Source organism: Pseudomonas sp. LB3P81 (assembly GCF_054897965.1).
On the sequence record NZ_JBUBVG010000001.1, the window covers coordinates 795,580 to 822,058 of the forward strand.

General features: G+C 58.1%; 23 protein-coding genes and 3 pseudogenes. 15 read left to right on the plus strand and 11 right to left on the minus strand.

Annotated features, from left to right (window positions below):
• Window positions 1-18: 18 nt before the first annotated feature.
• The 6 genes from ACYZTL_RS03560 to ACYZTL_RS03585 all read left to right on the plus strand — a co-directional run bounded on the left by ACYZTL_RS03560 (window position 19) and on the right by ACYZTL_RS03585 (window position 8,304).
• Entirely contained in the window at window positions 19-384 is a 366-nt protein-coding gene (locus tag ACYZTL_RS03560; protein WP_461950604.1) for a response regulator, read from the plus strand.
• 89 nt (window positions 385-473) lie between these two features.
• The gene (locus ACYZTL_RS03565) at window positions 474-1,778 is read left to right on the plus strand and encodes a glycosyltransferase (RefSeq protein WP_461950605.1); all 1,305 of its coding nucleotides are present in this window, start codon (window positions 474-476) and stop codon (window positions 1,776-1,778) included.
• 419 nt (window positions 1,779-2,197) lie between these two features.
• Window positions 2,198-3,112 carry a VOC family protein gene (locus tag ACYZTL_RS03570; RefSeq protein WP_461950606.1) on the plus strand — a complete coding sequence of 305 codons (915 nt, stop codon included), beginning with the start codon at window positions 2,198-2,200 and terminating at the stop codon, window positions 3,110-3,112.
• Window positions 3,113-3,254: 142 nt separating this feature from the next.
• Entirely contained in the window at window positions 3,255-6,254 is a 3,000-nt protein-coding gene (locus tag ACYZTL_RS03575; protein ID WP_461950607.1) for a molybdopterin-dependent oxidoreductase, read from the plus strand.
• Window positions 6,247-7,107: a 4Fe-4S dicluster domain-containing protein gene (locus tag ACYZTL_RS03580; RefSeq protein WP_461950608.1), complete on the plus strand. Its 861-nt coding sequence runs from the start codon at window positions 6,247-6,249 to the stop codon at window positions 7,105-7,107. The genes ACYZTL_RS03575 and ACYZTL_RS03580 overlap by 8 nt, the downstream gene beginning before the upstream one ends.
• A 291-nt stretch (window positions 7,108-7,398) precedes the next feature.
• Complete coding sequence (locus tag ACYZTL_RS03585) at window positions 7,399-8,304, plus strand: AraC family transcriptional regulator (RefSeq protein WP_461950609.1); 906 nt, start codon at window positions 7,399-7,401, stop codon at window positions 8,302-8,304.
• Between the two features lie 214 nt (window positions 8,305-8,518).
• Here ACYZTL_RS03585 and ACYZTL_RS03590 read toward each other — a convergent pair.
• The 7 genes and pseudogenes from ACYZTL_RS03590 to ACYZTL_RS03620 all read right to left on the minus strand — a co-directional run.
• Window positions 8,519-8,617 (minus strand): annotated as a pseudogene (locus ACYZTL_RS03590) (IS5/IS1182 family transposase); the annotation flags it as partial.
• 2 nt (window positions 8,618-8,619) lie between these two features.
• Entirely contained in the window at window positions 8,620-9,849 is a 1,230-nt protein-coding gene (locus ACYZTL_RS03595; RefSeq protein ID WP_461950610.1) for a nucleoside recognition domain-containing protein, read from the minus strand.
• A gap of 767 nt (window positions 9,850-10,616) precedes the next feature.
• Window positions 10,617-11,087, minus strand: coding sequence for a cyclic nucleotide-binding domain-containing protein (locus tag ACYZTL_RS03600; RefSeq protein WP_461950611.1), 471 nt, complete (start codon window positions 11,085-11,087; stop codon window positions 10,617-10,619).
• A gap of 502 nt (window positions 11,088-11,589) precedes the next feature.
• The gene (locus tag ACYZTL_RS03605; RefSeq protein WP_461950612.1) at window positions 11,590-12,546 is read right to left on the minus strand and encodes an amidohydrolase family protein; all 957 of its coding nucleotides are present in this window, start codon (window positions 12,544-12,546) and stop codon (window positions 11,590-11,592) included.
• A gap of 88 nt (window positions 12,547-12,634) precedes the next feature.
• Window positions 12,635-13,561: a YncE family protein gene (locus ACYZTL_RS03610; RefSeq protein ID WP_461950613.1), complete on the minus strand. Its 927-nt coding sequence runs from the start codon at window positions 13,559-13,561 to the stop codon at window positions 12,635-12,637.
• A 37-nt stretch (window positions 13,562-13,598) separates the two neighbouring features.
• Window positions 13,599-14,882 (minus strand): MFS transporter, encoded by a 1,284-nt coding sequence (locus ACYZTL_RS03615; RefSeq protein WP_461950614.1) that lies wholly within the window; start codon window positions 14,880-14,882, stop codon window positions 13,599-13,601.
• Between the two features lie 60 nt (window positions 14,883-14,942).
• The gene (locus tag ACYZTL_RS03620; RefSeq protein ID WP_461954247.1) at window positions 14,943-15,995 is read right to left on the minus strand and encodes a 4-hydroxythreonine-4-phosphate dehydrogenase PdxA; all 1,053 of its coding nucleotides are present in this window, start codon (window positions 15,993-15,995) and stop codon (window positions 14,943-14,945) included.
• A 237-nt stretch (window positions 15,996-16,232) separates the two neighbouring features.
• Here ACYZTL_RS03620 and tnpB point away from each other — a divergent pair, with 237 nt between their 5' ends.
• A complete protein-coding gene (tnpB, locus tag ACYZTL_RS03625) occupies window positions 16,233-16,454 on the plus strand; it encodes an IS66 family insertion sequence element accessory protein TnpB (protein ID WP_461954248.1) in 222 nt (73 codons plus the stop codon).
• A gap of 77 nt (window positions 16,455-16,531) precedes the next feature.
• On the opposite strand, the gene tnpA is transcribed toward tnpB, so the two are convergent.
• Window positions 16,532-16,885: an IS66-like element accessory protein TnpA gene (gene tnpA / locus ACYZTL_RS03630; protein ID WP_461950615.1), complete on the minus strand. Its 354-nt coding sequence runs from the start codon at window positions 16,883-16,885 to the stop codon at window positions 16,532-16,534.
• An 89-nt stretch (window positions 16,886-16,974) separates the two neighbouring features.
• Here tnpA and ACYZTL_RS03635 point away from each other — a divergent pair.
• The 6 genes and pseudogenes from ACYZTL_RS03635 to ACYZTL_RS03660 form a co-directional block, all read left to right on the plus strand.
• A pseudogene (locus ACYZTL_RS03635) lies at window positions 16,975-17,715 on the plus strand (FGGY-family carbohydrate kinase); the annotation flags it as partial.
• 13 nt (window positions 17,716-17,728) lie between these two features.
• Window positions 17,729-18,673: a carbohydrate kinase family protein gene (locus ACYZTL_RS03640; RefSeq protein ID WP_461950616.1), complete on the plus strand. Its 945-nt coding sequence runs from the start codon at window positions 17,729-17,731 to the stop codon at window positions 18,671-18,673.
• A 283-nt stretch (window positions 18,674-18,956) separates the two neighbouring features.
• On the plus strand, window positions 18,957-21,041 hold the full coding sequence (locus ACYZTL_RS03645; RefSeq protein ID WP_461950617.1) for a type VI secretion system Vgr family protein: 2,085 nt from the start codon (window positions 18,957-18,959) through the stop codon (window positions 21,039-21,041).
• Window positions 21,010-21,606, plus strand: coding sequence for a hypothetical protein (locus tag ACYZTL_RS03650; protein WP_461950618.1), 597 nt, complete (start codon window positions 21,010-21,012; stop codon window positions 21,604-21,606). Before ACYZTL_RS03645 ends, ACYZTL_RS03650 begins: the two co-directional genes overlap by 32 nt.
• 11 nt (window positions 21,607-21,617) lie before the next feature.
• On the plus strand, window positions 21,618-22,739 hold the full coding sequence (locus ACYZTL_RS03655) for a DUF3396 domain-containing protein (protein ID WP_461950619.1): 1,122 nt from the start codon (window positions 21,618-21,620) through the stop codon (window positions 22,737-22,739).
• A gap of 183 nt (window positions 22,740-22,922) precedes the next feature.
• Complete coding sequence (locus ACYZTL_RS03660) at window positions 22,923-23,201, plus strand: hypothetical protein (RefSeq protein WP_461950620.1); 279 nt, start codon at window positions 22,923-22,925, stop codon at window positions 23,199-23,201.
• Between the two features lie 92 nt (window positions 23,202-23,293).
• Here the strand turns inward: ACYZTL_RS03660 and ACYZTL_RS03665 are convergent, their stop codons facing one another.
• Window positions 23,294-23,590, minus strand: a complete 297-nt coding sequence (locus ACYZTL_RS03665; RefSeq protein ID WP_461950621.1) for a hypothetical protein — start codon at window positions 23,588-23,590, stop codon at window positions 23,294-23,296.
• Between the two features lie 512 nt (window positions 23,591-24,102).
• Here ACYZTL_RS03665 and ACYZTL_RS03670 point away from each other — a divergent pair.
• Window positions 24,103-24,369 carry a DUF2790 domain-containing protein gene (locus tag ACYZTL_RS03670; protein WP_461950622.1) on the plus strand — a complete coding sequence of 89 codons (267 nt, stop codon included), beginning with the start codon at window positions 24,103-24,105 and terminating at the stop codon, window positions 24,367-24,369.
• A 61-nt stretch (window positions 24,370-24,430) separates the two neighbouring features.
• Here the strand turns inward: ACYZTL_RS03670 and ACYZTL_RS03675 are convergent, their stop codons facing one another.
• The gene (locus tag ACYZTL_RS03675; protein WP_461954249.1) at window positions 24,431-24,700 is read right to left on the minus strand and encodes a DUF1652 domain-containing protein; all 270 of its coding nucleotides are present in this window, start codon (window positions 24,698-24,700) and stop codon (window positions 24,431-24,433) included.
• Between the two features lie 309 nt (window positions 24,701-25,009).
• On the opposite strand from ACYZTL_RS03675, the gene eco reads away from it, so the two are divergent.
• Window positions 25,010-25,492, plus strand: coding sequence for a serine protease inhibitor ecotin (eco, locus tag ACYZTL_RS03680; protein ID WP_461950623.1), 483 nt, complete (start codon window positions 25,010-25,012; stop codon window positions 25,490-25,492).
• 105 nt (window positions 25,493-25,597) lie between these two features.
• Here the strand turns inward: eco and ACYZTL_RS03685 are convergent.
• Window positions 25,598-26,243: pseudogene (locus ACYZTL_RS03685) on the minus strand (pyridoxal-phosphate dependent enzyme).
• Window positions 26,244-26,479 lie beyond the last annotated feature (236 nt).

The window sequence follows — 26,479 nt, forward strand, 5'->3', positions numbered from 1 at the left end:
ATTTTTGAGAGCCCCATTATGTCCGCCGAAAAGTCCATCATCCTGGTCGTCGAAGACGACGACATCGTGCGCATGCTGATAGTCGATGTCCTCGAGGAGCTGGAATTCAAGGTGTTGGAGGCTGACGGGTGCGAACAGGCGCTGGAGTTTCTCAACGATGAAGATCAGTACATTGATCTGATGATGACCGACGTCGGATTGCCGGTGATGGATGGCCGGGAATTGGCCACACAGGCACGCATGGTTCGCCCGGAATTGCCGATTCTGTTCGCCAGCGGTTATGCCGAAAGCATTGATGCGCCTGAAGGGATGCATGTAATCGGCAAGCCGTTTTCCATTGACCAGTTGCGGGACAAGGTCAAAGGTATTCTGAACAACTTCTAGTCTTCGCTGAAGCGGGCTCGGCCATCGCCCGGCTGTGGTTTAATTGCGCCCCGTTTTTATCCCTGCCCCGTTTCAAGGAATGTCCCTGCATGAACCAGCCCCGCGCCACCAAAGTCCTGGTCATTGGTTATGTCTGGCCCGAACCTGCTTCTTCAGCAGCCGGCGGGCATATGATGCAGATCCTCGAGACCTTCCTTCAGCAGGGTTGGGATATCACCTTCAGCAGTCCGGCGCGCAGCGGCGAACATCGGGCAGATTTGACGGTGCTGGGCATTAGCGAAGTACCGATCGAGTTGAACAACAGCAATTTCGACACGTTCATCAGCGAGCTGGCACCGGATGTCGTGATGTTCGATCGCTTCATGATGGAAGAACAGTTTGGCTGGCGCGTTGAAAAGCATTGTCCCGATGCGGTGCGGGTGCTTGAGACGTCGGACCTGCAAAGCCTGCGCGATGCCCGGCAGCAGCGGCTCAAGCAGCGTTTGAAGGACAGTGATGACGCCAATGACTTCAGCGAACTGTTCGCACCGGCGTTGCGTGAAGAGTTTGAGTTCATGGCCGACACGGATCTGGCCAAGCGGGAGATTGCGGCGATCTATCGTTGCGACTTGAACCTGATGATCTCTGAAGTGGAAATCGAGTTGCTGGTCGAGCAGTTCAAACTGCCGCGCGACCTGTTGCACTGGTGCCCGCTGATGGTCGATTTGCCGAGTCAGCGGCCCGTGCCGTTCGAAGAGCGTGCGCACTTTCTGCATATCGGCAACTTCCGGCATGCGCCCAACTGGGATGCGGTGCTCTGGTTGAAAACCGCCATCTGGCCACTGATCCGCGAGCAACTGCCCGGCGCTCAATTGCACATCTATGGCGCTTACACACCGCCCAAGGCCACCGCCCTGCACAACGCGGCTCAGGGCTTTCATGTGATGAACTGGGCAGAGGACGCGCTGCAAGTCATGTCCGCGGCACGGGTGTGCATGGCACCGCTGCGTTTCGGTGCGGGCATCAAAGGCAAAATTGTCGATGCGATGCTGTGCGGCACCCCCAGTGTCACGACACCGATAGGTGCAGAAGCGATGCATGGCGAGGAACCATGGCCGGGCGCGGTGACTTGCACTGCACAGGCGTTCGCCGACCACGCCGTACGACTTCATCAAGACCAGAGTCAATGGCTTGAGGCTCAGGCACATGGGCTGCAACTGCTCGCCAATCGTTACCAGCAACACATTCATGGTCCGGCATTGATCGCCCGAATCGAGCATTGCCGGCAGCATCTGCCAGCGATCAGAAGGGATAATTTCACCGGCAGCATGTTGCGTCATCACCAACACAAAAGTACCCAGTACATGGCGCAATGGATTGAAGCCAAAAACCGCAATCAAATGATGATCCCGTAACTTTACTATCCAGTAATCCTCATCACCTTAATGCTCTACTGACAGGCCGTTGAAAAATTCAGCCCTAACTACCACAACCCGCCAGGTTTGAAGTTTTTCGGCCTCTCAGGCTTGGCGTTGCCCTTTATCCCGTCTCAATCAGCTTCGGGCGCTCTGACCCATTTTCGGATGGTGTTTCTCGAACGCCCGGTACGCCCGGCTATCTGCCATCTCTATCGTGTTTCTGGCTCGCCTTTTCGGCAGGCCATCAAGCCGGCTTATTGATGTAAATCAGAACCTCGGCAATTCGAGCAAGTACTGTGCAGAGTGCTCAAACGGTATGCCCCTTAGCGATGGCTGGGCGAATTTTGCTCGGGAATCAGCTGAAGTCCCGACGCCGGATCAGCCGGGCCTGCACCCTTCAGTTAGGAGAATAAGAAATGCTCATCGACGATATTGAATACGTCATCTTCCGCCACCCCGACCTGGCTGCGGTCCGCCAGTTCATGATCGATTACGGCCTGCTGGATGTCGCGCAGCAGGGGGAGTCCCTCTACCTGCGAGCCTATGGCGATGCGCCGTTTTCCTACGTGACCACGCAAGGCGAAGCCGCTTTTGTCGGCATGGGCTTTCGCGTCGCCAGCCAGGAAGCACTGGTTCAACTTGCCGCCCGATTCAGCGCGGACGTCGAGGACTGCCCGCATCCCGGCGGCGGCAAGTATTTCCATACGGTCGACCCAGACGGCCGTCGGCTGGAGTTCGTTTTTGGTGCACAGCGCCTTCAGCCCGTGCCCTGCAACGGTGCACCGATCGCTTGGAACGATGCGCACGCGAAGAACCGGCTCGGCCGCTACCAGCGCCCCAAGTATGCCCCTTCGCACATCCAGCGGCTGGGCCACGTGGCGGTCTTCTCCCCGGCGCCTCAGCAGATCATCGAGTGGTACGGCGAGAACCTCGGCATGAAACCGTCCGAGCTGATCCACGACGACAACGAAACCAACGTTTTGGCCGCTTTCTTGCATCTGGAGAAGGGACCGGAATGGACTGACCACCACACCCTGGCAATCGTCGGGGCGCCGGCACCGGGTCTGGAGCATGCCTCCTTCGAATGCCGCGATTTCGACGATATCGGCATGGGGCACATGGTCATGCAGGACAAGCAATACCAGCACCGCTGGGGCATCGGCCGTCACTTCCATGGCAGTCAGATCTTCGACTACTGGACCGACCCAGCCGGATTCCACGTGGAGCATTACTGCGACGGCGACATGGTCAACGAGGACACGCAAACGCTGCGCTACCCGTTTGGCCGCGACACCCTTCTACAGTGGGGGCCGGCCTTCCCTGGTATCTGAGTCCGCTGGACTGACGGTAATCGACCAGTGAAAGGAGCCCGCCCGCAATCCGGGCGGGCGTCCCGGCCACAGCGGCTCCGAATCGGGCAAATCGCCCCCTTGAGGTAACTACTCCCTTGCATTTGACGAACTAAAATAAGACATGAAAAAAATACTTCTAAAAACAATACTTTTCGCCTTGCCGAAGGTACTCGGGTTCACTGCCCACAAACATCCGCAATTCCGCACCCAGCTCAAGCAGAAGAATTGCACCGCCTATATGGGGCTGCAGGACGGCAGCATCGGCCGCTTCCTGCAAATCAAAGGCGGCAAGGTGACGACGCGCGCCGGCACAGCGGCGCAGGCCGATGTCAGCATCCTGTTCAAGGACCTGCCGACAGCGCTGAAATTCATGATGCCCAATCCCGACATGGGCGAGATCGTCCATGCTGCCAAGAATTTCAAGGTCATCGCCAAAGGCCCGGACCATCTGATTGTGTGGTTCACGCAGACGCTCGGCATGAGCCAGACGATCAGCCTGGAAATGGGCCTGCCGATGCGCGATGGCACACGCCGCTACACCACCTGCACCAATGGCGGCCCGCTGTTCGTCTATGTCAAGAACGGGCGGATCCAGCGCGTCACGCCGCTCGAACTGGACGACAAGGATGCGCCGAGCTGGGAACTGCAGGCGCGGGGCAAGACCTTCCGGCCCAAACGCCGCGCGTTGGTAGCGCCGCACGCCCTGTCGCTGAAGTCACTGGTCTACTCGGAAAAGCGCATTCTCACGCCGATGAAGCGGGTCGATTTCGACCCCGACGGTGAGCGCAATCCGCAGAACCGGGGCAAATCGTCCTACGTACCCATCAGCTGGGACGAGGCGCTGACTATCGTCGCCAAGGAAATCAACCGGCAGAAGCGCGTTCACGGGCCCGGCTCGATCACCTTCCCGATGTCGTCCCACCACCAGTGGGGCAATGTCGGCTATTACCTCAGTTCGCTGACGCGCTTCGCCAACCTGATCGGCTTCACCCGTGTCGCCGCCAACCCGGACAGCTGGGAGGGCTGGTACTGGGGCGCCATGCACCATTTCGGCAATTCCATGCGGATCGGCGTGCCGGCCGGCTACGGCGGTATCGAGGACTGCCTCAAGGAAGCCGAGATGATGGTCTTCTGGTCCTGCGATCCGGAGAGCACCAACGGCGCCTATGCCGGTTTCGAAGGCACGCCCCGCCGCCTGTGGGCCAAGGAACTCGGCATCGAGTTCGTCCATATCGATCCACACAACAACCCGACGGCACAGCTCCTCGGCGGGCGCTGGATTCCGATCCGGCCGCAGACCGATGCCGCCCTGGCCACTGCAATCATGTACGTGTGGGCCGTTGAAGGCCTGTACGACAAGGATTACGTCGCCACCCGCACGACCGGCTTCGACGAGTGGAAAGCCTATCTGTTGGGCGAAACCGACGGCATCCCCAAGACGCCCGAGTGGCAAGAAGGGGAAACCGGCGTGCCGGCCAAGGACGCGCGTGCCCTGGCCCGCAAGTGGGGCAACCGGAAAGTCTATCTGGCGACCGGCATGACCGGTAATGGCTTCGGCGGCGCCTGTCGCGGTGCAACCGGGCAGCAGTGGGCGCGCTGCATGATCATGATGATGGGTATGCAGGGCTGGGGAAAACCCGGCGTCAATTTCGGCTGCCTGCAGGTTGGTACGCCGGTGGACCATCATTTCTACTTCCCCGGCTATGCCGACGGCGGGATATCCGGCGACCTGATGTGGACCGGCAACGCCGTGAACAACTATCAGCGTATGCCGCACATCCTGACCATGAACCCGGTCAAGCAGATGGTGCCGCGCCAGCAGTTGCCCGACGCGATCATCAACGGCCACGCTACGGGTTATCTGTGGGACGGCATGTCCCAGGAGGCACAATTCGCGCCCTTCACCTATCCGATGCAGGGTTATTCGCCAATCCATATGATCTACCGCTACGGCGGCTCGTCCCTCAGCACGGTCACCCGTTCCGGACGCTGGGTCGAGGCCTACCGCCACGACAGCATCGAGTTCGTCGTGAACCAGTCGATCTGGATGGAAGGAGAGGCTCAGTTCGCCGACATCATATTGCCGGCCTGCACCCAGTTGGAGCGCTGGGACATCGGCGAATGGTGCAATTCAGGCGGCTATGCCCATCATGGCTACACCCTGGTCAATCATCGCGTCATGACGATGCAGCACAAGTGCATTGAACCGCTCGGCGAGTCTCGTTCGGACTACGACATCTTCACGGCCATCCTCGAACGCCTGAACCTGGGCGGGGTATTCACCGAGGGTTGCAGCGAGCTCGACTGGGCGAAACGGGTCTTCGACTCATCCGACCTGCCGGACCATATTTCGTGGGCCGACTTCTGCCGCAAGGGCTATTACGTCGTACCGGCGGAAAAGCCCGAACTGCGCCCGGCGGTCGACATGCGCTGGTTCGCCGAAGGGCGTCCGAAAGACGTGCCGGAGCCGCATCCGCTGCCATCCCAGTGGTCGGAGGAGTTTGGCAAGGGTTTGCAGACGCCAAGCGGCAAGCTGGAGTTCGTTCCCGAAATCCTCAAGCGCCACACCAAGGACGATTCCGACCGACCGGCGCTCAACCGTTATATCCCCTCCTGGGAAGGATTAGGGACAACCGAATTGGTCGCCAAGTATCCGCTGCAAATGATTGCCACCCATTCGCGCTACAGCTTCCACACGTCGAGCGACGGCAAGAATAGTGTTACCAGTCGGGTGCAGGACCATCGTGCTCGCATTGCCGGTCACGATTTCTGGCTGCTGCGCATCAGCCCTGCCGATGCGGCTGCCCGCGGCATTTTGCATCGCGACCTGGTGAAGGTTTACAACGATCGCGGGGTGGTGATCTGCGCCGCCGACGTCTCGGCCCTGGTGGTTCCGGGGGTGGTGAAGTCCTATGAAGCCAGCGCGGAGTTCCAGATGGTGGAAGTGGCCGGCGAAACGGTGGAAATCGGCGGTTGCATGAACATGCTCACCCCGGATCGGCCGCAGACCCAGGGGACCAGCAGCATGAGTCCGAATTCATGCCTGGTTCAGATCGAGAAATGGCAAGGGGCCGAAACCTTCAAACGCAGCCGTGCCGAAGCAGGAGTTGCCCATGAGTAAGTGGAATCTGATCATCAGCGTCGGGCGTTGCGAGAATTGCTACAACTGTGTACTCGCGGACCGGGACGAGCACGTTGGCAACGACTATCCGGGCTACGCGGCGCCGGCTTCCCTCGACAGTGAGGCGCCCATCCGCATCCTGCGGCGGGTGCAGGGGGCGGCTCCGATGGTTGAGACGACCTATCTGCCGGTGATGTGCAACCACTGCGACGATGCGCCGTGCATGAAGGTCGGCGGCGACGCGATCAAGAAGCGTGCCGATGGCATCGTCGTCATTGATCCGGTGAAGGCTAAAGGCCGCAAGGACATCGTTCGCTCCTGCCCATACAAGGCTATCGTCTGGAACGAGGAGCAGCAGCTTCCTCAGACCTGGATCTTCGACGCCCATCTGCTCGACGGCGGCTGGAAAGGCCCGCGCTGCCAGCAGGTTTGTCCGACGGATGTGTTCGAAGCGGTGAAGCTCGACGACGAGGCGATGCAGGCGAAGGCGCGCAACGAAGGGCTGCAGGTGCTGCTACCCAAGTTGAACGCGAAGCCGAGGGTCTATTACCGGGGGCTGGAGCGCTGGGACACGTGCTTCATCGGCGGCAGCGTCAGCGCGAGCGTTGACGGCGTGGTCGATTGCATCGCCGGTGCCGAAATCTCGCTCCTTCAGGGCGGAAAAAGCATCGCGGTAACGTACAGCGATGCCTTTGGCGACTTCCGCTTCGGCGGCCTGGCCAAGAAAAGCGGCGGCTATTGCATCGAAGTCCGCCACGATCTGGGCGTGGCGCAGCGCGACTGCGGGCTCGACGAAAGCATCTATCTCGGAGAGATCCGGCTGGTGACCGAACAGCAGACTTGCATGAGCTGAACAGCTCGTTTGGTTTGAGGTCGACTTCACGCATCGGCGTGGGCCGGGATTGGATCTGCCAGAGCCAAACAGGCTCTGGCTTTTTCAACGGCCTGCTAATGGTTTGATCCCGCCACCCGCCACTGGATTTCCAGGTGCAGCATCATCATTGCGGATTTTTTCGAAGAGTCAAAACTCGTGGCCAACTGCCGCGCCGCTAACATCATCAAGGCAGGTCAGTCGTGAGACGCTGGCATCGACGGCCCGGAAGGAGGCATGATCAGAACGCGATAACAAGAAAAGCGCCCTGACATGACCCGAACCGCCCGAGTGACCGACCCTTCCTACGAACTGATGGATGACCACAACGGGTTATCCATCATTTATCGTCAGCACGGCTTCCCCTGCCCTCTGGTGCGTTGGCATTTCCACAAGGAATACGAACTGCACCTGATCGTCGCCAGCTCCGGCAAGGTGTTCATTGGCGACTACATTGGCAACTTCTATCCGGAAACACTGTTCCTCACCGGCCCCAACCTGCCTCATAACTGGATCAGCCAGGTAGCCGAGGACGAAGTGGTGCCCAAGCGCGACATGCTGGTCAACTTCACCGACGAGTTGTTTGAGAGCGGCCATCAGGTTTTTGCCGAGCTCAAGACGCTGACTCCGTTACTGGAGCGTGCCCAATACGGCATCGAGTTTCGCTGCAAGCGCACGATTCGCCAGGCCATGATCTTGATGCAGTGCATCGCCGACACCCAGGGCGTGACCCGTCTCGGGCACTTTTTCATTCTGCTGGAGGCGCTCGCCGCCTCCGATGATTACCAACTGCTGTCCGGCGCGACGACGCCGCAACTGGCGGACGAACACAACATCGACCGCACCAACCGGGCGGTGGATTACATCTTTGCCCACTACGCCCGCGAACTGCCGCTGGAGGAAGTCGCCGAGCACCTAGGCATGAAGCCGACGTATTTCAGCCGCGTGTTCAAACAGGCCACCGGACGCTGCTTCATCGAGTTCGTCAACCGGCTGCGCATCAGCAAGTCCTGCGAACTGCTGGCCGACGGCGACAAACCGGTGACCGATGTGTGTTTCGAGTCGGGCTTCAACAGTATTTCCAATTTCAACCGGCGTTTTCAGCAGCTCAAAGGCATGACGCCGTCGCACTATCGGCGGTTGGCGGTGCAGCGGTTGACTGAACAAAACCTGGGGTAGCCATTGGTCGGGACTGTCAACTTTGACAGTGTCGAGTCAGGGTTGGGATGACGCATCTTACGACTTCAGCTGTCGCGATCGGTGTACAGCGCAAAGGAATGAGTCCCACTGACATTCTAAAACGACTGACCCAAACACTAGTTGTCACACATCTATTGTGTTCGCTTTATGCGCCGTTCTGCCATTCAGTATGGGGCCGGTTTTGCACAACCTTCAGGTTGTTGGCGCAACGCTTGAGCGCCAGCAGTGCCCCTTTGCGGTCGGTGACGTCGGCGGTAGTCACCGCAATAGCATGGGGTAATCCCTGGGTGTCCCTTAGCCGAAAAACCAGTAGCACACCGCAATCGAGGCCAGCACCCCGACCAGATCCGCCAGCAGGGCGCAGCCCACGGCATGGCGGGCGCGTTGCAGGCCGACCGAGCCGAAGTACACCGCCAGCACATAGAAGGTGGTCTCGGTGCTGCCCTGCATGGTCGCGGCGACCAGTGCCGGGAAGCTGTCGACGCCGTGGGTCTGCATAGTCTCGATCAACATGGCGCGCGCCGCGCTGCCGGAGAAGGGTTTGACCAGGCCGGTGGGCAGCGCCTCGACGAAGCGCGTGTCCCAGCCCAGGCCCTCGACCAGCCAGCGGATGCCGTCGAGCGCCAGGTCCAGGGCACCGGAGGCGCGCAGTACACCCACGGCGCAGAGCATGGCGATCAGGTAGGGCAGGAGGTTTTTCGCCACCTCGAAACCTTCCTTGGCGCCCTCGACGAAGGTCTCGTAGACCGCCACCCGCTTCAACGCGCCCAGCAGTAGGAAGGTCAGGATCAGGCCGAACAGGGTCAGGTTACCGAGCAGAGAGGAAAGCGACGCCAGCGCGGTGGCCGAGAGCCCGGCGAGTGTCGCCATAAAGCCACCGAGCAGCAGCGCGCCGCCGACGAACCAGGCCAGCAGCACCGGATCCCAGAGTTTCAGGCGCTGCATCACGGCCACCGACAGCAGCCCGCTGAGGGTGGAGACGCTGTTGGCCAGCAGGATCGGCAGGAACACCATGGCCGGATCCGCCGCCCCTTGCTGGGTGCGGTACATAAAGATCGACACCGGCAGCAGGACGAAGGACGAGGCATTCATCACCATGAACAGCACCTGGGCATTGCTCGCCGCGATGTTGCTCGGGTTGAGTTCCTGCAAGGCCTTCATCGCCCGCAGGCCGATGGGCGTGGCGGCGTTGTCCAAGCCCAGGCCGTTGGCGGTGAAGCTCAGGGTGATCAGGCCCAGGGCCGGGTGGCCGCGTGGCACTTCCGGCATCAAGCGGGCGAACAGCGGGCTCAGCAGGCGCGCCAGCACATCGACCAGGCCGGCCTTCTCGGCGATGCGCAGGAAGCCAAGCCAGAGCGTCAGGGTGCCGAACAGCAAGATCATGACTTCGACCGACAGTTTGGCCATGGCGAACAGGCTTTCGACCATTGCGGCAAATACCGTCGGGTCATCCCCTAGCAACCAGCGGGAAAAGCCGGCAATCGCCGCCACCACGAAAAACCCCAACCACAAGCCGTTGAGCATAGTTATCCCCCCCGTTTTAATGGGCGGGATAATAGCGCGGCTTAGCTGGCCGGGGTGTGCTTATAAATCTGAGTGGCGGCTGGGCTGTTATCTATGTTGGCGAATCGGATCGGCCACCCGATACACAGGATTAATGGCGTAAGTCCGGATCAACGAGCGACCGCTTCTGGTCGAGGCTGTGTAAAAACGTTTTAGAACAGGTTTGGCAGTCGGAACCGGAACGAAAACCGCGCTCCTACGCAAATTTCTGGTCTGCTGATTAACCAAGTGCTGGCGGATTTTAAGTAGCAACGCAGACTTCAAAACGGTGCATGCGTTTTTACACAGCCTGGGCCGATTGCTGCCTGTTGCGTCGACCGGTTGAATCCACAACCCATTGCAGCCACTCCCCAACGACTGTGATCGGGACAAAGCTACCTGCCGAAAACGGTACCAAATGCGGACTGACCGATCGTCACCAATTGGATCAAAGCCAATACAGGAGCGCAATGGTATACAACCAGCCGATGCTGAGGGTGATAGTCAGTAAGCGAACGAGCATTACAGGTTGCGTAACGGCATCCAGATATGCGGCAACAGCTCGGCGATCTCGCTCGCCCGTTGCGTCGGCAGCCGCGCCAGTACGTCCATGGAGGCTGTTTTCGTGACACACGGTGGTCGCCGTACTTGGCTATCATCACTTGGGCCAGCAGGCATGCCGTGGGGATGCCCTTGTCGATGACCTGCGCCGGAACCGGTGCCTGGATCAGGGTTTCGCAACCCCTCTCTCATAATGAAGATGATCGAGCGCAGTCACTCATAAAGCGACTCATATCCCGAGAAAGGTTGATAAAAAATATCTCGAACTGCGGGCTATCCAGTTCATGAAGCCTGAATAGAAACTGGCAGGAAATTTTAAGCGCTATGCATTCGCCGGTCGCAACGCCATTAAAGAGTCTGGGCCGCATCGCCAGCATTGCGGGAAACCCGACGCTTTCCCCCTCGGTAGTCGTTCGGATGACTTTGCGTCCAGCTTCGGTGTCCTGATAGATCTTCACGTGCCCCTTTAGAACGACATAGAAGCAATCTGCGCGTTCTCCCTGGCGATAGAGCATCTCGCCCTCCGTTAATCTGAACAACTCACCGCCCGCCAGCACTTGCTCCACGAAATGGTCCGAGAGGGCTCCGAAAGCGGACATCTGCCGGAACGCTTCGGCAGGAAGGATATCGCTGAGCGAAACTCGGTCTAGAGATTGCATGCCTGTACACCTGCTATCCCTCCCCCTTTGGAATAGCGCGCTGTTCATGAATTGGCGACGTTGCCGCCGTCATGGGCATATGGCTGATATCTGAGCTCTGCGCCTCTGCGCCTCTGCGTGGCCGCCAATATGCATGCAAACATTATAATAGGACATACGAGACTGCATGGGCCCATTGATCGAGCTCCCTGGCAGACAGGACGCCGCTTCTCCCTTTCAAGGCTCCGATATAAGTCCAAACGAGCCGAATGCAACACTCCATTGATCCTGAATTGTCCAGCGCTATGATTCAATGCCTTGACCTGAATCGACAGGCCCCTGGCGCGCTCATCCAGGGTGAGGCGAAGTTTTCTGATTTCGCCCGTGCGGGCATTGATCTCCTCCATTTTTCGCGCAATGTCCCTGACCCAACTGCACAGCTATCTATGTGAGGCAATGAGGCGCATGGGTGAAAACAGCAACCAGGTCGAAAAGCAGACCGAACCGTGATTTTTGCATCCCGCTACAGCGCAATCCGGTAAAAACGCTGGGCGTTTCGCCAGAAGAAAGCTTCGCGCTGGGACACGTCATAGCCCTCGAGCATTGCATCCATGGCCCGCACCAATTCGTCATATCCGATGCGTAAACCGGCCACCGGAAAGTTGCTGGCAAACAGGCAACGTTCGATACCGAACAGCTCCAGGGTTTCGCGTACCACCCCACGGTTGCCGGCCAGCGTCCAGGGTTGGTCGCGCAAGCCCAGTTCGGAAACTTTCACCCAGACATTCGGCTGCGCCGCCAACGCACGCATCCCCATGCGCCAGCCTTCAAGACCCGCGATGCTACGGTCCCAGGGAAAACCCATATGGTTGAGCACTATCGGCACTTCGGGGAAAGCCGCTGCAACCTCCGCGGCATCAGCCAGGTGCCAGTACGGCACGCGCAAGTCCCAACTCAGCCCGTACTTGGCCAGTAGAGAAAAACCACGCAACCAGGCCGGGTCCTGCATACTGCCCGGCTGGCCGCGTACACTGGCGGCCAGCTCTGGGCTGGACGCAGTTAGAGGCTTGCTGCGGATGCCCCGCAGCAGCGGGTAGTTCAGATGCCCATTGAGAATGTCCTCGCAGTCGGCATGGTGAAACCAGACATGTGCCACCACCGCATTAGGAAAGCCAAAACGGGCATGTTGCTCATGTACCCAACGGGTCTCCGCGACCTGGAAGCCACGGTCATGCTCGGCCTCACAATGCACCGTTGCCAGTACACGGTGTCCGGCGCTATCGGCGAGATAGTCCTGCGCCAGGTAGTTGCGCCGCAGCGCGCTGTAATCTCCCAGAAAGAACGCCGGGTCCGAGGGGCCCTCTAGCCAAGGGTAACTATGGTTGGTCAGGTCCCATAGGTGGTGGTGGGCGTCGATGAGGGTGATGGGGGCTATGCCCCGCACCTCCAGATCCAGGCGTTCGTGCAGACTGCGTGGCATTTCATTGTCCCCTGCGAGCGCTGCAGTCTGGCCTGCCAGAGCGCAACGAAGGATTAGTCACTGCTGTAACGATTCTTCTCCACCGGACTCAGCGGACAATCACTTGCGAAACATCCGGCTCGAGCAGTGTTTCGAAATAGCGCTCGAAGGCCCAGCTGTCCAGATTGAGCATGCCGACTCGTTGATCCTTGAGCGTGACGAACGCCAGGTAGCGGGTCGGGTGCAGACTCATTGCGATAGCCGTGCTGTCCAGTTCGATGCGGCGAATTTCCTGTAGATCCGCATTGAAAACCGAGATCGACTGTTCGCCATAATTGGTCACATACAGACGCTCCTGACGATCACGGTAGATCCGAGTCGGGTCCGCACCGGTTCGACCGCGATGGATCACCTGCAGGGTCTCCACGTCAATGGCGACGATGCTGTTGTCGCCACGGGTGGTCACGTAAAGAGTGCGCTCGTCGTGGCTGAAGCAGTTGCCTTCCGGCTGGCTGCCGGGCTGAAACGGCAGCGGCGCAACGGTCGGATCCTGAGGCTTGAGGCGGGTCACGGTGTTGCTCAACAGATTGAGAGCAAAGGCCGTTTCACCGTCACGGGTCAGTGCCACCAGGTGGCTCTTGTAGCCGCCTGAAGGGATTGCCCGGTCAGGTACATCGCGCAGTTGCGGCTGGTCGAAAATCAGCAGGGTCGAATGCCCTTCACTAAGCACATAGAGACGGTCCTGCCGGTCCATCGCCAGGCCGTGCGGACGAAAGTACGGCCAGATATCCAGGGTGCGCACATGCTCCCCCTTCTCCAGATCGATGACAAACACCGAGCAGCCGCCCTCGCCTTTGTGACTGGAAGTCTCGATGCCGTAATGGCCTACATAGGCAAAACGGTTCTGTGAATCGACGACGAACTCGTGAGGGAAGTCAGGCAGGCGAATATGCTTGATTGCCTCGCCGCTGGCGACGTCGTAGAAGCTGAAGGTATGGGCGCATTTCTGCACCACCAAAAGAATTTCCTGACTCATGGTTTGATTCCTCATTCCTTATGTGCAGTTATTAGGCTCAGGCTTTGTCGCACTTGGCTGGCAGGCCCCACGCGAGCAATGCAGCCAGTGCCACCAATATCGCCAGGCTGTAGACGCCGACGCTCTGGTCATACAGGGAGATCAGGACGCCGACGATATAAGGCCCACAGAATCCGCCCAGATTACCCAAGGCATTGATCATGCCGCGCGCGCCCCCTGCAACTTTGGCACTGAACAACTTCGCCGGAATGGTCCAGAACACACCGGCTGCCGACTGTAGAAAGACCCCGCAGCCGACCAACGCTGCGAAGGACCACCAGATGTGTTCCCGCAGAGTGACGGAGATAAACAGGCACAGCGCGAAACTCGCCAGCGGCACGACGATGAAGACTTTGCGCTTGCCGCTACGGTCAGAAAGGTTGGAGAAGAGGAGCATGCCAAACATGGCTCCCAGATACGGCAGGATCGCCAACATGCCAACCATGCCCATGCCACTGTGAGTCAATTCTTTCAGGATGGTAGGCAACCACAATGTGTACCCATAAATTCCCGCCTGATAGAAGAAGTTCAGCGCGATCAGATGCCACATGGTTCTGTCGCCCAGTACTGCCTTCAACGAAACACTCTTGACCTGCTTGTCCTGGATAGCGCGCTGTTCTTCACGTAATGTCGTAATCAGATAGTCCCGCTCTCCTCTGGAAATCCATTTCGCCTCTTGCGGACGGTCACTGACTGTCAGTAACCACAACACCATCACCACTGCCGAAAGCAGTCCTTCGATGATGAACAACATGCGCCAGTCCAAAGCGGAGATGATCCAGCCCGACAGGGGCGCGGAGATGATCCCGGCCAACGGAACGAACATGATCACAATGGCATTGGCCCGTCCACGCTCCTTGTCCGGAAACCAATTGCTGATCATGGTCAGCACCACGGGCAGCATGCCGCCTTCTGCAACACCCAAGGCAAAGCGCAGAAACAGCAGTTGGTATTGATTGGTTACCAGACCGCTCAAAAACGAAATGACTGCCCACGCCAACAATGACCAGCCGATAAACTTCTTGCCGCTACCATGCACTGCCAGCTTTCCACCTGGCACTTGAAGAAACAGGTAGCCAATAAAGAAGATCCCGCCAGCCAACCCCATCATGCTGGCAGTAATACCTAACTCCGCCCCCATGCCTCCGGGCATGGCAAAGGCAATATTGATCCTGTCCATGTAAGCGATGATGCAAGTAATCAATAGTGGCGGAATGACCCTCAGCCAACGACTATTGGGAGTTTGCCTACTATTTGCGGCTTCCAGTGTGGTGGTGTTCATCAACTGGTACCTTTTATTGCTTTATCGGTGCACTGGGGAGCGGTGCGCTGTACTTGCGGTTTAACGCCGGCCGCTTCCCATCCGACAGGCGATCTCGAAAGCCTGGCGGATGGCTCCGACATTGGCCTTGCCCTGCCCTGCGATATCGAAGGCGGTTCCGTGCGCCGGCGTGGTGATTGGAATCGGTAGTCCACCCTGCACCGTCACACCGCGGGAAAACCCCATCAACTTGATCGCGATCTGCCCTTGGTCGTGGTACATGGTCACCACCGCATCGAAGGCTTTGGCATCGCCCTGAACCTTGAGAAAAATGGTGTCGGCCGGATAAGGGCCATCGGCATCGATGCCCTGTTCCCGTGCGGTCTTCACTGCCGGCGCGATGATGTCGAGCTCCTCGCGGCCGAATCTGCCGCTGTCACCGTTGTGCGGGTTGAGGCCACAGACGCCAATCCGCGGCCTGGCAATACCGTTGCGCTTGAGCGCCATGTCGATCAATTCGATGGCTTCAACTACCCCGGCCTGGCTGAGCATCCCTGGGACCTCTGCAAGCGCCACGTGAGAGGTCACCCGCGATGTCCAGAGGTTGTCGAGCACATTGAACTCGCAGAACGGCCCGTGGAAATCCAGATATTCGGCGAACCAGTGCAGCTCGTCGCTGTGGGTCATGCCCGCCATATGCAGCGAGGACTTGTTCAACGGGCCAAACAGTAGTGCGTCGGTAAACCCCTGCTGAGTCAGGCGCAGACCTGTCTCCAGCGTGTCCAAACAGTAGAGACCGCCGATGGCACTGGCCTTGGCGCGCGGGAACTCGCCTTGCGCCGCACCGCGGTATTGATAGAACAACGGGGTGTCATCATTGAAGTCGAGAGCCTTCAGTGAGTCGATCGTGCGATAGGGGAAGGTACAGCTGGCGATATCCATGCCGCGGCACATTTGCGCCTCGTCGGCAATCAACAGCAGGTGGGCTCTGGAGCGCACATCCAGTTCAGCGAGCAAGCGGGCGATCAGCTCCGGACCGATGCCAGCCGGGTCCCCCAGTACCAAGGCAATCTTCGGCTTGTAAGATTGAAGGTTTTCTGACAGCTCGCGCTGAACAGCACTTGAATCAGCCATGACGCACACCTCAGCCTTTATTTTTATGGTTAAGGTGAAGCAGGACAAACTCCCGCCTCCCTGTGAGATGAACTATCGAAGAGCAGGCGATAACCGTCTAATCAAAGCTTCTGATAGGGCGATTGTTGGCGCTGATGGAACATTGACCCACCCTGCCGATTGAAACTTGACCCAGGGCGGGTTACTGATTTTTACATCAACAACTGTGGATAAGTTTAGCAGCCGAGCTGCGTGGACATGCGAGCCGGCACCGACACCGCGCTTGCGCGGGTCGTGGCGGTGTTCGGTGCGGCGAAGCCGCACTGTGCTTATCTATTCGCCAACCGCCGCGCCAATCGCATGAAAGTGCTGGTGCATGACGGTGTGGGGATTAGGCTTGCAGCCCGGCGTTTGCACCAAGGCAAGTTCTTCTGGCCAGGCCTTCAGCGCAGCTACATGGCTGCATGTAGCAGACCTTGAGCCGCAGCATCAGGCTATCGAAAGGAAACATTCACAAGCCATGGGCTCGGTGGCGAGCCAGATGGAGTCGATGCGGATCATTGCGTTAGTCCGCGAACGAATTGGGCACAGCCATCAGGATCGGAAGCCGGCCATTTCACTGTCATCGTTCCGTGTGCGCATGGCAACTCGATGCTGAAGGACTTCTCGTCCTGAATGTTCGGCTCCAGTTTCACCGGCAAGAAAGCGGGCAAGTCAGTGAAATGTCGATCGCGGTAAAGCGGCAACCATTTGCGGACGACGTTGGCGTTGATGCCGTGATTCATCGCGACGCTGGCAACAGAGGCGCCAGGTTGTAGGCATTCCTGGACGACTTGGAGCTTGAAAGGCTTCGGATAAGAGGTTCGTTGGCGCATGGCGATCCGCTTGTTTGGGCTAAAAATGGTTTCCACTTAAATAGGTGGACACCATCGCCCTTAGCGATGGCGTCAGGAAGGGAAGGCATGTTTGCCGGACGCTTACTGCTCAAGGCATCACAGACGCCATCGGCACCGGCAACATCCAGCCAGGCGCGATCACCATGAGCCTCGGTTCATCCGGCACGGTGTATGCGTACGCCGATCAACCGAACGTCAGCCCGGACGCCTCGGTCGCGACGTTCTGTTCCTCCAGCGGTGGCTGGCTGCCGCTGATCTGCACCATGAACCTGACCAACGCCACCGGGGTGATTCGCGATTTGTTCGAACTGGATATCGAACAATTCAACCACCTCGTCGCGCAAGCCCCGATCGGTGCCGAAGGCGTGTGCATGCTGCCGTTTCTCAACGGCGAACGCGTCCCCGCCCTGCCCCACGCCACTGGCAGTCTGCTGGGCTTGACCATAACCAATCTGACGCAAGCCAACCTGTGCCGCGCCGTAGTCGAAGGCACGACCTTCGGATTGCGTTACGGGCTGGACCTGCTGCGCCGGAATGGCTTACAAAGCCTGCGCATCTGCCTGATCGGCGGCGGCTCGAAAAGTCCGGTGTGGCGGCAGATCGTCGCCGACATCATGAATACCCCGGTGATCTGCAACGAACAAAGCGAAGCCGCCGCCCTCGGCGCGGCGATTCAGGCTGCGTGGTGCAAGTCCTGGTCAATCGGCCACGAAGACAGCCTTGCGGACCTGTGCGAGCGTTGCGTGAAGCTCGATCTCGCCAGTGAAACCCTGCCGATCGCGGAAAACGTGGCGGCCTGTCAGCAGGCCTACGAACGCTATCAACAGCATGTCGCAACCCTTTAAAGAGTGAACAACTATGTACCTGGTGTGTGGCGAAGCGCTGTTCGATTTCTTCAGTGAAGACGACGCCAGCGGCCTGGCTTCAAAAGTGAATTTCAAGGCGATTGCCGGCGGATCGCCGTTCAACGTCGCGGTCGGTTTGCGCCGGTTGGGCGTGGATGCGGCCCTGTTTGGCGGGTTATCGACCGACTACCTTGGCCGGCGCTTGCAGCAGGTGTTGCAGGATGAAGGTGTGCGCGCGGACTACCTGGTGGATTTCGCGGCACCGACCACGCTGGCGATGGTCGCAGTCGGCGCCAACGGTTCGCCGCAGTACAGCTTCCGTGGCGAAGGCTGCGCGGATCGGCAGTTGAAACCGGAGCATCTTCCGGAATTGGGGCCAGAGGTGCGCGGCTTGCACATTGGCTCGTTCTCGCTGGTGGTGCAGCCGATTGCCGACACGCTGCTGGCCTTAGTGCAGCGCGAGAGCGGCAAACGGCTGATCAGTCTCGACCCGAATGTGCGGCTCAATCCTGAACCGAATATCGACCTGTGGCGTTCGCGAATTGCCACGTTGGTGGAGCTGGCCGACCTGATCAAAGTCAGTGATGAAGACTTGAGCCTGCTGTATCCCGAGCAGGATCCGCAGCGCGTGATCGAAGGCTGGTTGCAGCATCGCTGTCAGTTGGTATTTCTCACCCGTGGTGGCGAGGGCGCGACGGTGTTCAGCCGCAACCATGGTTCGTGGTCGGTGCCGGCCTGTTCGGTGAAGATTGCCGATACGGTGGGCGCTGGCGATACGTTTCAGGCGGCGTTGATTACCTGGCTGACCGAGCAGCAGATGGATTCGGTTGAGGGTGTGCGTACGCTTGCGCGCGAGCAGATCGACGGGATGTTGAAGTTTGCAGTGCAGGCGGCGGCGCTGACGTGCAGCAAGACCGGGCCGGATTTGCCGTATCGGCAGCAGTTAGTATTGGGTTGAATTCAAGGGCCTCTTCGCGAGCAAGCCCGCTCCCACAGTTGATCTTCGGTGAACACAGTTTTTGTGCACGGCGTAGATCCACTGTGGGAGCGGGCTTGCTCGCGAAGGCATTCTATCAGGCGCTACAGGACCGAAGACCTCCCGCATTCATTAGCCCAAACCGCGCCATTAAGGGTTTCCCCGATACTGTCCCGCCCCTGCGCCTACGCCATTCGCGCCTTGAACGAGGCCGTCTAATCCTGCACCATCCGCCCCTGCTTATCCAAAGGACGGAATTCAAGGCATGCTGGACGCAAACGCAACCCATATTTCCCTCACGCTGGAAGGCGTATCCGTTGACCTTCAGGTACTCAGTTTCGTCGGTCGCGAAGCCCTCAATCAGCCCTTCTGCTTTGACATCGAACTGGTCAGCACCCGCCCCGACCTGAAACTCGAAGAGTTGCTGCACAAGCGTGGCTGCCTGACCTTCGGCGCAACAGGCAAAGGCATCATTCACGGGCTGGTCTATCGCATCGAACAAGGCGACTCCGGCAAAAGCCTGACCCGCTACAGCATCAGCCTGGTGCCGCAACTGGCCTATCTGCGGCATAACCATGACCAGCAGATCTTCCAGCACTTAACGGTGCCGAAAATCATCGCCGAGGTCCTCGAAGCCCGTGGCATTCTGGCCGATGCCTACAGCTTCCAGCTCGGCGCGACCTACCCGGAACGCGCCTACTGCGTGCAGTACGACGAATCCGACCTGCATTTCATCCAGCGTCTGTGCGAAGAAGAAGGCATTCACTTCCACTTCCAGCACAGCAGCAGCGGCCACAAACTGGTGTTCGGCGATGACCAGACGGTGTTCCGCAAACTGGCGCCCGTGGCCTACCAGCAAGACTCGGGCATGGCCGCCGAAAAACCGGTGATCAAGCGCTTCAACCTGCGCCTGGAAACCCGAACCAGCCGCGTCAGCCGCCGCGATTACGATTTCGAAAAACCGCGTATCCTTCCCGTAGGCGCCGCTTCCAGTGCGTTCGCTCCGGACCTCGAAGACTACGACTACCCCGGCCGTTTCACCGACCGTGCCCGAGGTAAACAACTGGCAACCCGCGCCCTCGAACGCCACCGCAGCGACTATAACCTCGCGGAAGGCAAAGGCGATCAGCCCACGCTGGTCAGCGGCCACTTCATGGCCCTGAGCGAACACCCGCGCGCCGAATGGAACGACCTCTGGCTGTTGCTGGAAGTGGTCCACGAAGGCAAGCAACCGCAAGTGCTCGGCGCAAACGTCACCAGCGACGTCACCCACAACAAAGACGATTTCCACCAGGGCTACCGCAACCGCTTCCTCGCCACCCCGTGGGACGCGCACTACCGCCCTGCCCTCGAACACCCGAAACCACAAGTCCTCGGCAGCCAGACCGCCATCGTCACCGGCCCGCCCGGCGAAGAAATCCACTGCGACGAATACGGTCGCGTCAAAGTGCAATTCCACTGGGACCGCGACGGCCAGGCCAACGACAACACCAGCTGCTGGCTGCGCGTCGCCACCGGTTGGGCCGGCAGCGCCTACGGCGGCATCGCCATCCCGCGCGTCGGCATGGAAGTGCTCGTCACCTTCCTCGAAGGCGACCCCGACCAACCGCTGATCACCGGCTGCCTGTACCACAAGGAAAACGTCGTCCCCTACGACCTGCCGGCGAACAAGACCCGCAGCACCTTCAAGACCCTCAGTTCACCGGGCGGCAAGGGCTACAACGAATTTCGTATCGAAGACAAAAAAGGCGCGGAACAGATCTACCTGCATGCCCAGCGCGACTGGGATGAAAACATCGAGCACGACCAGAAAATCCGCATCGGCAACGAGCGGCATGACACGGTTGAGGCGAAGGTGTTCAGCGAGTTCAAGGTTGAAGAGCATCGGATTACGCATCTGGATCGCAAGACTGAAGCGCGGGCGGATGATCACCTCACGGTGGGTGTGACCCGGCACGTCAAAGTCGGCACAGCGCAGTTTGTGGAGGCTGGTGAAGAGATTCACTACCACGCGGGCAACAAAGTGGTGGTTGAAGGCGGGATGGAACTGACGGCGAAGGCTGGTGGGAGTTTCGTCAAGGTGGATGCTGGGGGTGTGACGATCAGCGGCGCAGAGGTGAAGGCGAACTCGGGTGGTGCGCCGGGTGCGGGAACCGGGATTCAGATTCTCGGACCGTTACTTCCAGGTGCCGCGGATAAAGATAATTCCGGCAAATTGCTCGAAGGTGCCCCTCGCAGTCACAAGGCACGCTACCTGCTCCAGGATGAGAAGACTGGCGAGCCGCTCGCAGGAAGTCCTTACACCTTGAAACTGGCTGATGGCACACGCATTCCCCCCCAGAAATCCTGATGAGACGCCAAGACCTGCTCCTGTCCCAGTACCCGCATACGGCCCCACACCGACGCCCCGGCCTGCACATGTTGAAAGCTGGACTCAACAGGTTCAGGAGGCCGTAGATGGCCTTCTAGAACAAGGAGCCCAAGGTATTCGGAAGCTTTCTCAGGAAGTACAACAACATCTCGAAGATGCTGCGACATGGATCGGTGTTAAAGGTGAATGGGTTCGACGCGAATCCCAAAAAGCGTGGGAGTGGGTCAGTGAAACGGGGACTCAGGTTATTCGCTGGACAGATGAACAATTGAGAGCCGCCTGGAAAGAAGTCCAGCACTTCACCGACATCAACCTCGACATGCTTCGGCGAGTCGATTGGGTACAGATTTTGATCGATTTGGGAGTTTTAGCTGTAGAAGTAGTCATCGTGTTTGCCATCGGAGCAGTCGTTGTAGCAATGGGTATTCCAGCAACCCTCCTTGCCGGTCTGATGGTTATTGTGCGTCTGGCTCAGTTTTCCTGGGCCTTGTTAGCCAGCATTTTGGGTGGTGCAGCCTTTACAGCAGCAGCGACCGCCGGATAGAAGAGACGACTATGAATGCATTGGAAAAATTGATTGACCAAGCCCCAAATCTGACCTTTGAATTGCCAGATAACACACCCGTCGTCAGGCTCGGGTTAATCGCTACGGTGTATTTTAAAGAAGGCTATTTGCCTGAAAGCAAGAAACAGGTCATGGAGTGCTTTGACCGTTTCAAGGAAGAGTTTGGCCAACATCTGAAAGGGCAATTTGAGGGTCGCTACAAGAAGCTGACAAACGACAGTTTCAAGAAAACGATGCTGAAAATTCTCGAGACTGATTCGAACGAACAGTACGAGTGGCACATCAGCAGCGCTTCGACCGCAAATGAGGCCGCTGAATACAGCCTTTCAGCACTGAATTCCTTTGAGGTCCATGGCGACCGGAAACGCTCGTATCTGAAAATCACCTTGCCTTGGGCTTTGTTGCAAGAAGCTGACGGCGTTGCTCGCTTTCAGAACTGGTTGATTTACCTCTGTAACCAAGTCAAGGCTGAACATGGCTATGGTGGACTTTCTAGTGTCCTGCCTTATGACTTCGATAGTTATATGCCGATGGAATTTCAGCTGGCTCAACAGTACCCCGGACTTGAAGTGGATTCCATGGTGCACAACTTCAAGAGAGAACTGCTCGATCACATCAAGGGCGTGAACTGGTACACCGTTCTTGGAAAGCACTTTGTTGAACGCCTGGGAGGCGAAGATCTGTTACGTCACGCCTTTAGTGGGCGCGGCGATGTAGAGATGTCGAGTTATGACAACGGACTGATCATTCGCGCGGGAAACTTTCCCCAGTTGGGAGCCGAAAACGAGCGGCTCCCCGCTGCCTACGTGGCAGTCAATCGAGTCGTCAAGCCGCTGCGCAACCCCAATCCAGATCAACTGCACACTTATTCTCCTTATGGAAACTGCTTCGAAGAAGACAGTACCGCTCGCTGGTATGCACGCTTCGATCAAGGAGATCAATCCAAAACCCCTGCCCGTCTTGAAGCCGGTCAGCCATGCAGCGTGGCGGGTTACTGGTTTAGTCCGGCTCAATCCGAATCCCGACGTTACTTCAATCAAGGCGAAATTCTGCCGAGTTTCAGCGGCTCAAACTGGGGAGATACACTTTGGTATTGGTCCGGTGAAAAGTAGAACTTCCCGCTCAGCGGCCACTTCATGGCGCTGAGCGATGCCTCCGCCCCGAATCGAACGGCGTAAGGCGTTTATGACTGTCGAAATACGCACAATCTCACCCCAGGCCTACCAGCAATGAGATATCACTGGCTCATCATATTTTGCGCTGTTCTCACCGCATGCAATGACAGCGAATCAAATATGACCGACAAAATCGCGCCCATTGAAATAGCGCTTCACGCACCTCTACAGCATGTTTTGGACAATAACCCAGAGTTTCTTACGGAGAGGGAATTTTGGAAATCCGGCATAACAGATGAAAAAGATAGACTCAACTGGATAGATTTATTGCCAGCGGGGATAAATAGTTTTCATGCGATGAGATTAAAAAGTGAAGAAAAAACTCGCGCTGTCGGGATCGAAATCGACGAGTCTTATCAAGACCCGCCCATTCACGCTCTGGGACAGGTAAATCAATGACCCGCTGATAAGCGCCAAGCCTACGAAAAAATCAGTTTAATAAACCCGAAATAATCCAGCGCTTACAGCGCTGGATTACTAAAGCTGCAATTTCAGACTGGCGCCTTCCAGTTCAACATCCGTTGCTGAGCAACCTTCAGCAAATCGCAACCATCCTGAGCCAGCAGATAAAGCGCGTGCGTAATATGCGGAATGTCCTGCACGTCGCCGTCTTTGAAACATTGGATATGGAGCGTTTCCAGTAAATCACTGGAGGCGCGGATGCGCTGGAGGGCGGCTTCGAGGATGTCTTGGGGGTTGGCTTCGGTGTCGATGACCAAGGGGGATGAGTCGGTGACGCTGCTTTTGATTGAACGGTAGCGATCGGGGAATGGATTTATCGTTGTCATAGTTAGTTACTCGTCTGTTTTGCAGTAACCGCCAGCACCGTGACCAAACGATGGGAGGCGGACCGTGTACAGGTTTGGTCAACTGAGAACAGTAACTCAGCTCGCCCGAAGGCGTCCTGCACACAGCCGCCACAGCATTGCGCTATGCGAACAGAGATGTTCGCAAAGCGAATGATGTCACAGTTATGTGCACTGTTTAATCAGGTGACCAAACCTGTTCGCTGATTTTGCAGCGAGCCCAAACAGTAATCGCTACGCCCCATCAGCCGAAAGTCGACAAAGCATCCACTCTTGTAGGACGAAGCCGAAGCTACTGAAGATTCTTACCCCAACGAAACGCCTGACAGAATCGCCCCTCACGACAGGCGGTATTCAGGCAGGTTAACCATCGCTTAACGCTGCGGTCCAAGACTTTACTGGACCGCACGCCCTCAGATTCTTCTGACGCCCAGTGCGGCAGGCTCGACGCCCGTTATGTCGAGCTGACTTTCCGTCTGCACTGGAGAACGCTCATGAACATGCGCACTTTGCTGGTTACCATTGCCCTCGCCTGCACCGGGTTTGCCGGGCTGGCCCAGGCCAACGACACACCCACTACTCAAGCGGTGCCCTATGAATACGGCATGCCGCTGCACGTGGCCAAGGTCATTTCGCTGAGCGAACCTTCGACCCTGGAATGCAAAGTCATCACGGCGAACATGAAGTACATCGACGAGTCGGGTAAACCCGCAGAGATCACGTATCTCAAAATGTCCGATGCGTGCAGTTATCAGAATTGATCGAAAACAAACAAACGCGGGTCTGGCTTATTGGCCAGACCCGGGATGTGACGACGGCGAGTTAAAGCGCTTGCCGGTCAGGATGCAGTGTCTGGATGCCTGCCCGATGCTGCATGTCGGAGCGCAGTCCGGTGATGAGGTCATTGATTTCCCGACAGCCATTGAGCGACTTGGCATTTATGCCGGTGACCAATAGATCCACTTGATCGGTCTGACCGTCGGCAAACACTTTGACAGTCATCGACAGGTCGGGCGACAGCGTGCATTGACAGCGTTTCGGCAGAAAACTGCTTTCGATGATGTTGCGGAGTTCCAAGGCAGAAAGAAACATGGCGACCCTCTCCTTATTGTGAGATTGCCAATCAGCTATCAATGCCGACTCAATAAATTCGCGGTCAGCTTCAGGACCAGCTACAGCAGCATAAAACATGCCCCGGATTTCGCCGTGCAGCTCATCGGTAAATCAAGGGTTTAATGTGTCTTCAAGTAAATAGGCTCATGCAGTCTGCATGAAAGCCGGTTCTCGTCCCTGCAAATTGCAACCTGATGAGTCCGGGTTTGCATTGGCCGCCCATGGCCAGTAAAAATGCGGCCACTCTTTTCAGTATCTGCTGACCCTACTCACACGCAAGGAGGCATCATGGGCTCATTGACCCGAATCACTACCGTCGGGCTGATTGTTGCCGGTCTGTCGACCATCGCTCAGGCAGCGAAACTCGAAGACGTCGCGCCCTTCCCCAAACCCGAAAGCGGCTTCACCCGCCAGGTCATTCACCTCGCCCCTCAGAGCCAGGAAGACAGCTACAAGGTCGAGATTCTCGCCGGCAAGACCCTGACCGTGGACTGCAATCGCCAACGTCTGGGCGGCATGCTCGAGGAGAAAAACCTCGAGGGCTGGGGTTATCCGTTCTACCGACTGGAAAAAGTGATCGGCCCGATGAGCACGTTGATGGCCTGTCCCGATGGCAAAAGCAAACAGGACTTCGTCCCGGTGGTCGGCGACGGTTTCATGTTGCGCTACAACAGCAAGCTGCCGATTGTGCTTTACGTGCCCAAGGACGTCGAAGTGCGCTACCGGGTCTGGTCGGCGTCGAGCAAGGTGGAAAAAGCCGTTCTGGAATAACCCGGATGCAAAACCTGTGGGAGCGGCGGTGCGACGATTCGACTTGCTCGCTCCCACAGGGGATTGGGTGTGCAAATTCTTGCGTGATCGGCTTCCTGCACCTGCTCACGCCGGGGCGTCGCTCAACGCGGCGCGTTCAGCGACATGGCGCAAACTGTCGAAATTGATGTTGGCGCCGGAGTCGATAGCCACGAACGTTTGACCACGCACGCCAGTCTGCGCCACGTACTTTTTGATGCCAGCCACGGCTAACGCACCGGAAGGTTCGGTGATCGAGCGGGTCGTCGAAAGGTGAAACGAAGGTGCGACCGGTTTGCTCGGCCAGACTCAAGGCGTATTCCAGGGCAAACGGAAAACTCTCCCCGTGCAGCACAGCTTCGGCGCCCCGGCTGCGCACCCCGAGCACCTTCAATTGCGGCGTCGTGCACGGCATGACGATGGTCGCGGCAATCCCCAATTCACGCGCTGCCAGTGCCACGCCCTGGGCATGATTGCCGGCGGAGGCGGTGATCACGCCGCGCGCCTTTTGCGCATCGCTCAGTTGCACCAACTTGGTGTAGGCGCCTCGGATCTTGAAGGAAAAGGTCGGCTGTAAATCTTCGCGCTTGAGCAGGACCTGGTTGCCCAAGGCTTCGGACAGTGCCGGGGCCGCTTGCAACGGCGTGCGCACCGCCAGTTCGTACACCGGCGCGGCGAGAATCTTTTTGACGTAGTGCTCAAGCAAGGTCTGCTGGGCGGGCGTGCTGCTCATGGCCATCTCCTGTTGTACACGGTCGGTGTAGGAGCTGCCGAAGGCTGCGATCTTTGCTTTTAAAGATCTAAAGATCGCAGCCTTCGGCAGCTCCTACACCGACCGTGTGTTGGTTTAAAACCCGGGAGACAGAAAGTAAAAACCCGCCTCTAGGGCGGGTTGGGTGCTGCAGTCGTGAGCTAGCCCGCCAGATAAGGAATGGCGGTAATAATGCTTGGCTGGCAGCGAAATACGGT